Genomic DNA, 6,394 nt, shown 5'->3' on the forward strand with positions numbered 1-6,394 from the left:
ACGCCAATTTTTCGTCGCCAGCGTCAGTTTGGGCTCGAAACGCTAGCATGGGGGCCCGCTGCCTTTTTCATTCAGTTTAATGCAGTCGGTTGGATTCGGTTTGGCAGGGATGGCGGTTTCACCGCGGAAAAACGTTTTCACGCAGGAACGCATGAAGGATCAAAACAGACCGCCAATTTCGTCGTCGTTGTCGGTTTTCCGTTTGGCGGTGCCGCGACCACGTCGGCCTGCTTTGGTGGGAGCAGGTTCATTGTCGTCGGCCCCCTCCAGTGGTTCGGTCACAGGATTGCCATCCGCATCGAATCCCGACAGCAGCGTGACTTTGCGTTCGGCCGCTTCGAGCAGCCCATGGCACTGGTTCAGCCGTTTGATGCCTCGTTCGTAGTGACTCAGCGATTCGCTTAACCCCAATTCGCCGCTTTCCAATTCGTTGACGATTTGCTGTACCTCGCCCACCGCTTGTTCAAAGTCGATCTCTGCAGACTCGGATTGACTTCCAGAATCCGAAGAGGTGGTTTTCTTTTTAGCCATGTGTCTTTTTGACAAACCTAGGGTTGCGACGTAGGTATCTGTACGGGGAAAGATTCTGTGCGCTACGACCTGCCATCCTCATTGGGTGTGCAGCCGCGTACGAACCGAAATTTTAGCCGCTTCGGCCCGCAAGCGAAACGCGGCTGGCATGCTAACAAATACACAACCACTATGGCCAGGAAGACTCGAAAACGGAAGAAAAGTCACCATGCAAATACTGCCGCGGCTCGTCGTGACGCGACAAAGTACAAGCCCAATGGTGTCGCATGCGCCGAAGTGGACCGTCATGGAGTGAAGCAAGCGGAATCCGAACGTGCGGAATTTGTCGACAGAGAATCGAGAAACTCAGACGCATTGGACGCAGAATCGCTGAACGCGGAATCAATCCGTTCCGATTTTGCCGAACCATCGTCGGAATCGTCACCGTCGTCGGAATCATCTGAATCGTTCGCAATCGAAGACGTGTGGGATTCGCTCGACTCGCTTGAGTGCGAACTGGCTGAGCATGTGGATGCTGAGAATCAAGACGATGCGGCATCGTCGGAGCAGGTTGATTGTGAATTGACGGAAACGGCTGCAGAAGTCTGCGAGCGGCAATGGCCGCCGGAATCGCAATTCGAGAGCGAAGTCGAAACCGAATGCCAACCCGCAGAATTGCCCGAAACAGACTTGGAAGGCGAGTCCGAGGTGGCTGGCCAGTCCGAGGTGGCGACGTCGGTTCAGTCACAAGCGATCTTGCACGCGATCGACGGCAACCAGGCGTTGCTTCGTCAATTGCTGGCCGATTTTGCCGATTTGCAGAGCCAAGTTGTGGACGCAGCGGGGGCGTCACGAGAGGCCGTGTCTCGCGATGACGACGACCGCATAGAACTGGGGGATCATGAAAACGCGATCACGTTGCTGCGTGAGGAAATCACGGCGCTGGAAGACGAGCTTTCTGAGCTGAAGCGTCAAAACAGCGACCTGGCTGCAAAGGTCGCGAACGCCAATGTGCGGAAATCGACCAGCGATACCTCGTCGGACTTTACCGAGGCGCTTTCGTGGGAAGAGCGAAAGCAACTGATTCTGCGTCAGATGGAAGAGGATTGTTTCGACGCCGAAACCTTTTTGACGCAAACCGTCCAGTCACGACTAAATGATGCGGGTGAGGATGACGAGCCAGAGGGCAAGGTGGATCCGGTTGCGTTTGTCGAGGAGCTAACTGCCGAGATCACACGATTGCAGCAGCAGAACGAACGGTTTGAGAAAGAGATTGGCGAGCTGAATCATCTGCTCGAAAATCGGCCGCAAGCGGCCGCCGGTGGGATGGCAATCGGAGCGGCCGCGATCGCCGAGATGGTCGATGCGGACGAATTGATTCAGGAAGAGCGTCAGCGGCTGCAGACACTGCAGACGCAGTGGGAAGAAAAATTCCGTCAAGCGGAGATTGAAGCGTCACTGGAACGTGCCAAGCTGTCTCGGGAGCGGCAGGAAGTCGCCACCAAGATCGCGGATCTGGACGAGCAATTGGATCGGCTTCGTCGCGAAGCGGCGCAAAACCAAGGCGGAGAAGGTCATTCTCGCAAATGGTTGGCCAAACTAGGTCTGGCGGGCGACGACTGAGCAGAGTCTGCGCATAGCAGAGTCTGCGGAGATTGAGGAGAGTTGTGCGAAGGTTCTGTATGGACGCGGTTGCGTCGGTCATGGAGCATGGAGCATGGGGAAAGGGCACGCATCCCCCCCCTCTTTTTATATCGCGATCGGGTCGAACGCCTCTTCACCGCGTTCCCCGTCATCATGCCAGCTGGACAACGCGGATTGCATCTCCTTTCGAGGCTGCACTGGAAAGCCTAAACTGTGCGACCTGACGAAAGTCGCTTTCTGGATTTAATGCAGGTGGGCAAAAAAACAGCCTACCTCGCTTTCCCTTTTTATTTCCAATCCGCCGCAATCTCAAAACGAAGGTAGCGAAACAATGAGTGTGTTGGTTCAGCAGCAAGCCCCCGAATTCACAGCCAAAGCGGTCATGCCCAATGGCGAATTTAAAGAAATTTCGCTGTCGGATTACCGCGGCAAGTACGTCATCCTGTTCTTCTGGCCCTTGGATTTTACGTTCGTTTGCCCAACTGAAATCATCGCCTTCAGCGACCGCGCGGCTGAGTTCGAAAAGCTTGGCGTTCAGCTGCTTGGCGTTTCGGTCGACAGCGAGTTCACTCACTTGGCTTGGACGAACACCAAACGCAGCGAAGGCGGAATCGGCAAAACCGATTACCCGTTGATCGCCGACTTGAACAAGCAGATCGCACGCGACTATGACGTGCTGATTGACGCCGGAGTGGCGCTTCGCGGATTGTTCTTGATCGACCAAGAGGGTGTCGTCCGTCACCAAGTCGTCAACGATTTGCCGCTTGGCCGCAGCGTGGATGAAGCGATGAGAATCGCCCAGGCACTTCAGTACTTCGAGAAGAATGGCGAAGTCTGCCCGGCCAACTGGAAAGAAGGCAACCGCACGATCAAGCCAGGCGTCGAAGAGAGCAAAGAGTTCTTTAACGCTGAATACACCAGCTAGTTCGGTTCGCCGATCACTGTTCAAAAATAAAGCGACGGACCATCGTCCGTCGCAAGTGGGATAGGCTTCCAGCCTGTCATCGAAAACAAGTAGGATAGGCTTCCAGCCTGTTGTCAGAAACACGTAGAATAGGCTTCCAGCCTGTTATCCAAAGCGTTTTGTTTAATAATGAGCTTGGGGCGGCGCAAAAGAGCGTTGATGTACTCGTTGCCTCATTCGTTTAACCGTCAGCCGAAGGCGTACTTGCATTGGTTAGCGTTCGCGTATCGGCTAACGGTTAAACGAAGATGATTAAATCGCAACAGTGAGCCGTGGGCCGTAAGGCACCGGGTAGCGCGCTGTACCCAGCTGCTGACGCATCGCGGATCCCTGATTCAACAAGACCGTTGACGACATCCGCTACCCATTCATTTTTCTCCCTTCGTTCTTTGCACTGACACCGAAAGAAAAGCATCTGATGTGGAAGACCGGCGAACTTGGTTTGGCGACGTGGTCCGACGCCAGCACGACGTGGCAGCTCGATGCGACCGGCGGACCTCAAGGGATCCAGCTCGGTTTAGCGGGCGGCGATCCTAAGCGAGTCCAGTTCGTCTCGGTGGGCGAGGATGTGTTTCCGCAAGCGACTGAGCAATTCGTCCGCGGTGATGAATTGCATGTTTCGTTTCCGCAGCAAGAGGGTTCGTACTCGATCGAAGCGGTTTTCAAGCCGATCACCTCGAGTGCGAAGCGGTTGGTGATCGAAGTTGTGTTGTCGCTTGAAACGCGATTGTTGGACACGCATCCGACGGTGGATTTGGTGGCGGCGGGCAGCCGCGATGCGTCATCGGTGTCGGATCCATCGCCATCGGCTGGTTGCGATCCCATTTCACAGGCGATAGCCGGCGACATCTCGGTCGCCGTATTGTTAGGTCCCCACGATGCACCGTTCACCGCAAACCAATCGTCGGCCGATCAGCTTCGTTTGCGTTTGTTTGGCGAGTTCCTTGAGAAAGGAGTGATTCGCAAGGCGCGTCCTTGGATCGTCTTGTCGACATCGGATGCTGACGCGGCGGACACTGGAGTCACGTCCGATGAATTGAAGGCGATGTATGCCAAGTTGTGCGCAAGCCCTCTGCCGTTAACCCCTTAGTGTTGCTTTAGAATGCTTCGTTTAACCGCTAGCCGATAGGCGTACGCTAACCGATGCGAGTACGGCTTCGGAGACTGCTAAACGATTAAATCAACAAGCCTACGGGACCTTCGGGGGGAACACTATCGTGACGAAACTCTTGGCGAGTTTCGCTACCGGATACTCGGCGACTTGATATTCGCTCTTTTGAATCGCATGACGACTTCAAAGATCACCAGCGAAGGTAGCCAGCTGGCCCAAGCGGCAATGGGGTACGCGGTTGCCGCGGTGAGCTGCAAGTCGGTGGCAAGCACTGCCAGGATCCGCAGCAACACTGCGGAGCAGATCAGTAAATAGCTTCGCCACATCCAACGCCGGTGGGAATCCAGTCGTCCAGCGGCGGCGCGAATCCAGCCCAGCATCGTGGCAATCCACGTCACCACGCTCAGTACCGCAAATCCGCTGATCGCCCCGTACCCGTGCGGTGCACGCAGTGCCATGATCAATCCGCTTGGGGCGACGCAGATTAGGACGATCCCCACATAGAGTTTGCCGATTCGCCGGTGGATTGCTGGCCATCGGACGCGGATCCGCAGGTTTAATTGCAGCAGTCCGAGGATTAGTGCCAGCGGTGTGGTCGCGATATGCGAGTAGAAGGCGATCGCGTACACCCCGTGGAAATACGCTTTGCGGCCGCGTAAGAATCCCGTTTCAAAATTGGGCGGGAAATAGAAGGGATAGGCTTCTAGGATTAGCATCGCCGTCCATAGGATCGCGATCACCGAAAACCATGCCAGCACCGTGCTGATGCGGATCTGGTCAAAGCGATCAAGGCACCGTCGAGCTATTTTTGTTGTGCGGCCCATCTCCACACGATATCCTGATTTGCAGAGGGACGCGAATTGGCGAGCTGCGGATTCAGTGTCGCAAATCAAGCACTAGGTTTGAGTCTATCGGAAAACAGAGTTGGCGACGTACGACGGCTCTTCTGAGCGGTCGAAATTCAGCAGTGTTACAATCATGGTAGCCCAGAAAAAGGGCCGTCGCGTCCGACGTTTCGGGTAGGCTCGTAACCGAGATCTCGAGATCTCGGGTCAACATCTCAAGCAGGATTGGGTCAATCAAATGAGTGATAAACCGCCACCCTCGCTGCAACCCTACCAAACGCCTCCTGAAGTCAAAGAGGCTCGGCGGCCGATACGGTTTCGTGCCGCCAAGCTCGCCGTGTTGATGTTGATACTGTTCGGAGGCGGCGTGTTTGCCTATCGGGCAGTCCGCGTGATGCGAAACGAAGTCAACCTGAATCGACTTCCCGCCGATCCCAATCGGGAGCCGATTGGCAGTCGCTATCCTGCTAGGGACGATTCGACGCCGGAGAACGAGTTCGACCCGGTCGAAGGAGCGATTTCCGGCGACCTGGAATCGGTAGCGACTCCGCGTCAAACGATTGATCTCGTGACGCCGGACTCAGCCATCGGATCGCCACCGCCGGAAGTCGAATCGGCTTCGGCAGTGCCCTGAGCCGTCAGGCGGGAATCATCGAGTGAAATCCCGTTTGTCGTTTAGGCAGCGGGTGTCGCGTTTAGCGATTCAGTTTCGGCTGAGCCAAGAAGTCGCTGACCGTTGCCACGCGTTCCGCTTCGATCTCTTCAGCCGTTTTCGCACCGCCGAACATCGAGGCGAAGAAGCCAGGAGAATCGTCTTTGGGTTCGTTCGATGCTGCTGGCATTAAGCGACGTGGGTCGAGAACCTCTTTGGTGCGCTGCCAGCTGCGTGATGCGGTCGCGGTGACATCGCTAACCAAGCCATCTTTTTTCTGTTTGATGCGAGTCGTATCGTCTTGCCCTGGCAGCAAGCTCTTGAAGTTCGGCATCTTCCAATTCATCGGATTCAAACCGCTCATGAATTCGCCCATCGTTGGCATGGTTGAATCGGACGAAGGCGATTGAGCCTTGGCGGTGTTGATATTAAAAGCCAAAATGAGCGCAATCACGCTAACGGCGATTTTTGTCGTAGCCTGATTCATCCCTGAATCTCCTAGTGCTATCAGTTTCAGTTGACCTTTCCCGATCCATCAATGCTTCAGCTGCGATACAGATGAGATGGCGGACCGAGGGTGGACTTGTAACGAAAGTATCGACTTCGGCTATCGCATTTCGATAGTCTTGATTGCAAGATCAATTCTTTTTTCTGGAATTATTGAAGTG

At 55.1% G+C, this 6,394-nt stretch carries 7 protein-coding genes; 4 read left to right on the forward strand and 3 right to left on the reverse strand.

Going from position 1 to position 6,394, the window contains the following annotated elements; genetic code table 11:
* Positions 1 to 159: 159 nt before the first annotated feature.
* Entirely contained in the window at positions 160 to 531 is a 372-nt protein-coding gene (gene xseB / locus RMSM_RS23300) for an exodeoxyribonuclease VII small subunit (protein WP_008702211.1), read from the reverse strand.
* 171 nt (positions 532 to 702) lie between these two features.
* Here xseB and RMSM_RS37250 point away from each other — a divergent pair, with 171 nt between their 5' ends.
* The 3 genes from RMSM_RS37250 to RMSM_RS23315 all read left to right on the forward strand — a co-directional run bounded on the left by RMSM_RS37250 (position 703) and on the right by RMSM_RS23315 (position 4,208).
* The gene (locus tag RMSM_RS37250; protein ID WP_008702214.1) at positions 703 to 2,133 is read left to right on the forward strand and encodes a coiled-coil domain-containing protein; all 1,431 of its coding nucleotides are present in this window, start codon (positions 703 to 705) and stop codon (positions 2,131 to 2,133) included.
* A 352-nt stretch (positions 2,134 to 2,485) separates the two neighbouring features.
* Positions 2,486 to 3,079, forward strand: a complete 594-nt coding sequence (locus RMSM_RS23310) for a peroxiredoxin (RefSeq protein ID WP_008702219.1) — start codon at positions 2,486 to 2,488, stop codon at positions 3,077 to 3,079.
* 457 nt (positions 3,080 to 3,536) lie between these two features.
* Positions 3,537 to 4,208 (forward strand): hypothetical protein, encoded by a 672-nt coding sequence (locus RMSM_RS23315; protein WP_008702220.1) that lies wholly within the window; start codon positions 3,537 to 3,539, stop codon positions 4,206 to 4,208.
* 152 nt (positions 4,209 to 4,360) lie between these two features.
* On the opposite strand, the gene RMSM_RS23320 is transcribed toward RMSM_RS23315, so the two are convergent.
* Positions 4,361 to 5,053, reverse strand: coding sequence for a DUF2306 domain-containing protein (locus tag RMSM_RS23320; protein ID WP_008702223.1), 693 nt, complete (start codon positions 5,051 to 5,053; stop codon positions 4,361 to 4,363).
* A gap of 259 nt (positions 5,054 to 5,312) precedes the next feature.
* On the opposite strand from RMSM_RS23320, the gene RMSM_RS23325 reads away from it, so the two are divergent.
* Complete coding sequence (locus RMSM_RS23325) at positions 5,313 to 5,708, forward strand: hypothetical protein (protein ID WP_008702225.1); 396 nt, start codon at positions 5,313 to 5,315, stop codon at positions 5,706 to 5,708.
* A 61-nt stretch (positions 5,709 to 5,769) separates the two neighbouring features.
* Here the strand turns inward: RMSM_RS23325 and RMSM_RS23330 are convergent, their stop codons facing one another.
* Entirely contained in the window at positions 5,770 to 6,213 is a 444-nt protein-coding gene (locus RMSM_RS23330) for a hypothetical protein (protein WP_008702227.1), read from the reverse strand.
* Positions 6,214 to 6,394: the final 181 nt, after the last annotated feature.

The organism is Rhodopirellula maiorica SM1 (assembly GCF_000346295.1).
Taxonomy (GTDB): domain Bacteria; phylum Planctomycetota; class Planctomycetia; order Pirellulales; family Pirellulaceae; genus Novipirellula; species Novipirellula maiorica.

Excerpts from the sequence above, each read along its gene's own strand:
- xseB (WP_008702211.1), bottom strand. The coding sequence starts at position 531 with ATGGCTAAAAAGAAAACCACCTCTTCGGATTCTGGAAGTCAATCCGAG.
- RMSM_RS37250 (WP_008702214.1), top strand. The coding sequence starts at position 703 with ATGGCCAGGAAGACTCGAAAACGGAAGAAAAGTCACCATGCAAATACT.
- RMSM_RS23310 (WP_008702219.1), top strand. The coding sequence starts at position 2,486 with ATGAGTGTGTTGGTTCAGCAGCAAGCCCCCGAATTCACAGCCAAAGCG.
- RMSM_RS23315 (WP_008702220.1), top strand. The coding sequence starts at position 3,537 with ATGTGGAAGACCGGCGAACTTGGTTTGGCGACGTGGTCCGACGCCAGC.
- RMSM_RS23320 (WP_008702223.1), bottom strand. The coding sequence starts at position 5,053 with ATGGGCCGCACAACAAAAATAGCTCGACGGTGCCTTGATCGCTTTGAC.
- RMSM_RS23325 (WP_008702225.1), top strand. The coding sequence starts at position 5,313 with ATGAGTGATAAACCGCCACCCTCGCTGCAACCCTACCAAACGCCTCCT.
- RMSM_RS23330 (WP_008702227.1), bottom strand. The coding sequence starts at position 6,213 with ATGAATCAGGCTACGACAAAAATCGCCGTTAGCGTGATTGCGCTCATT.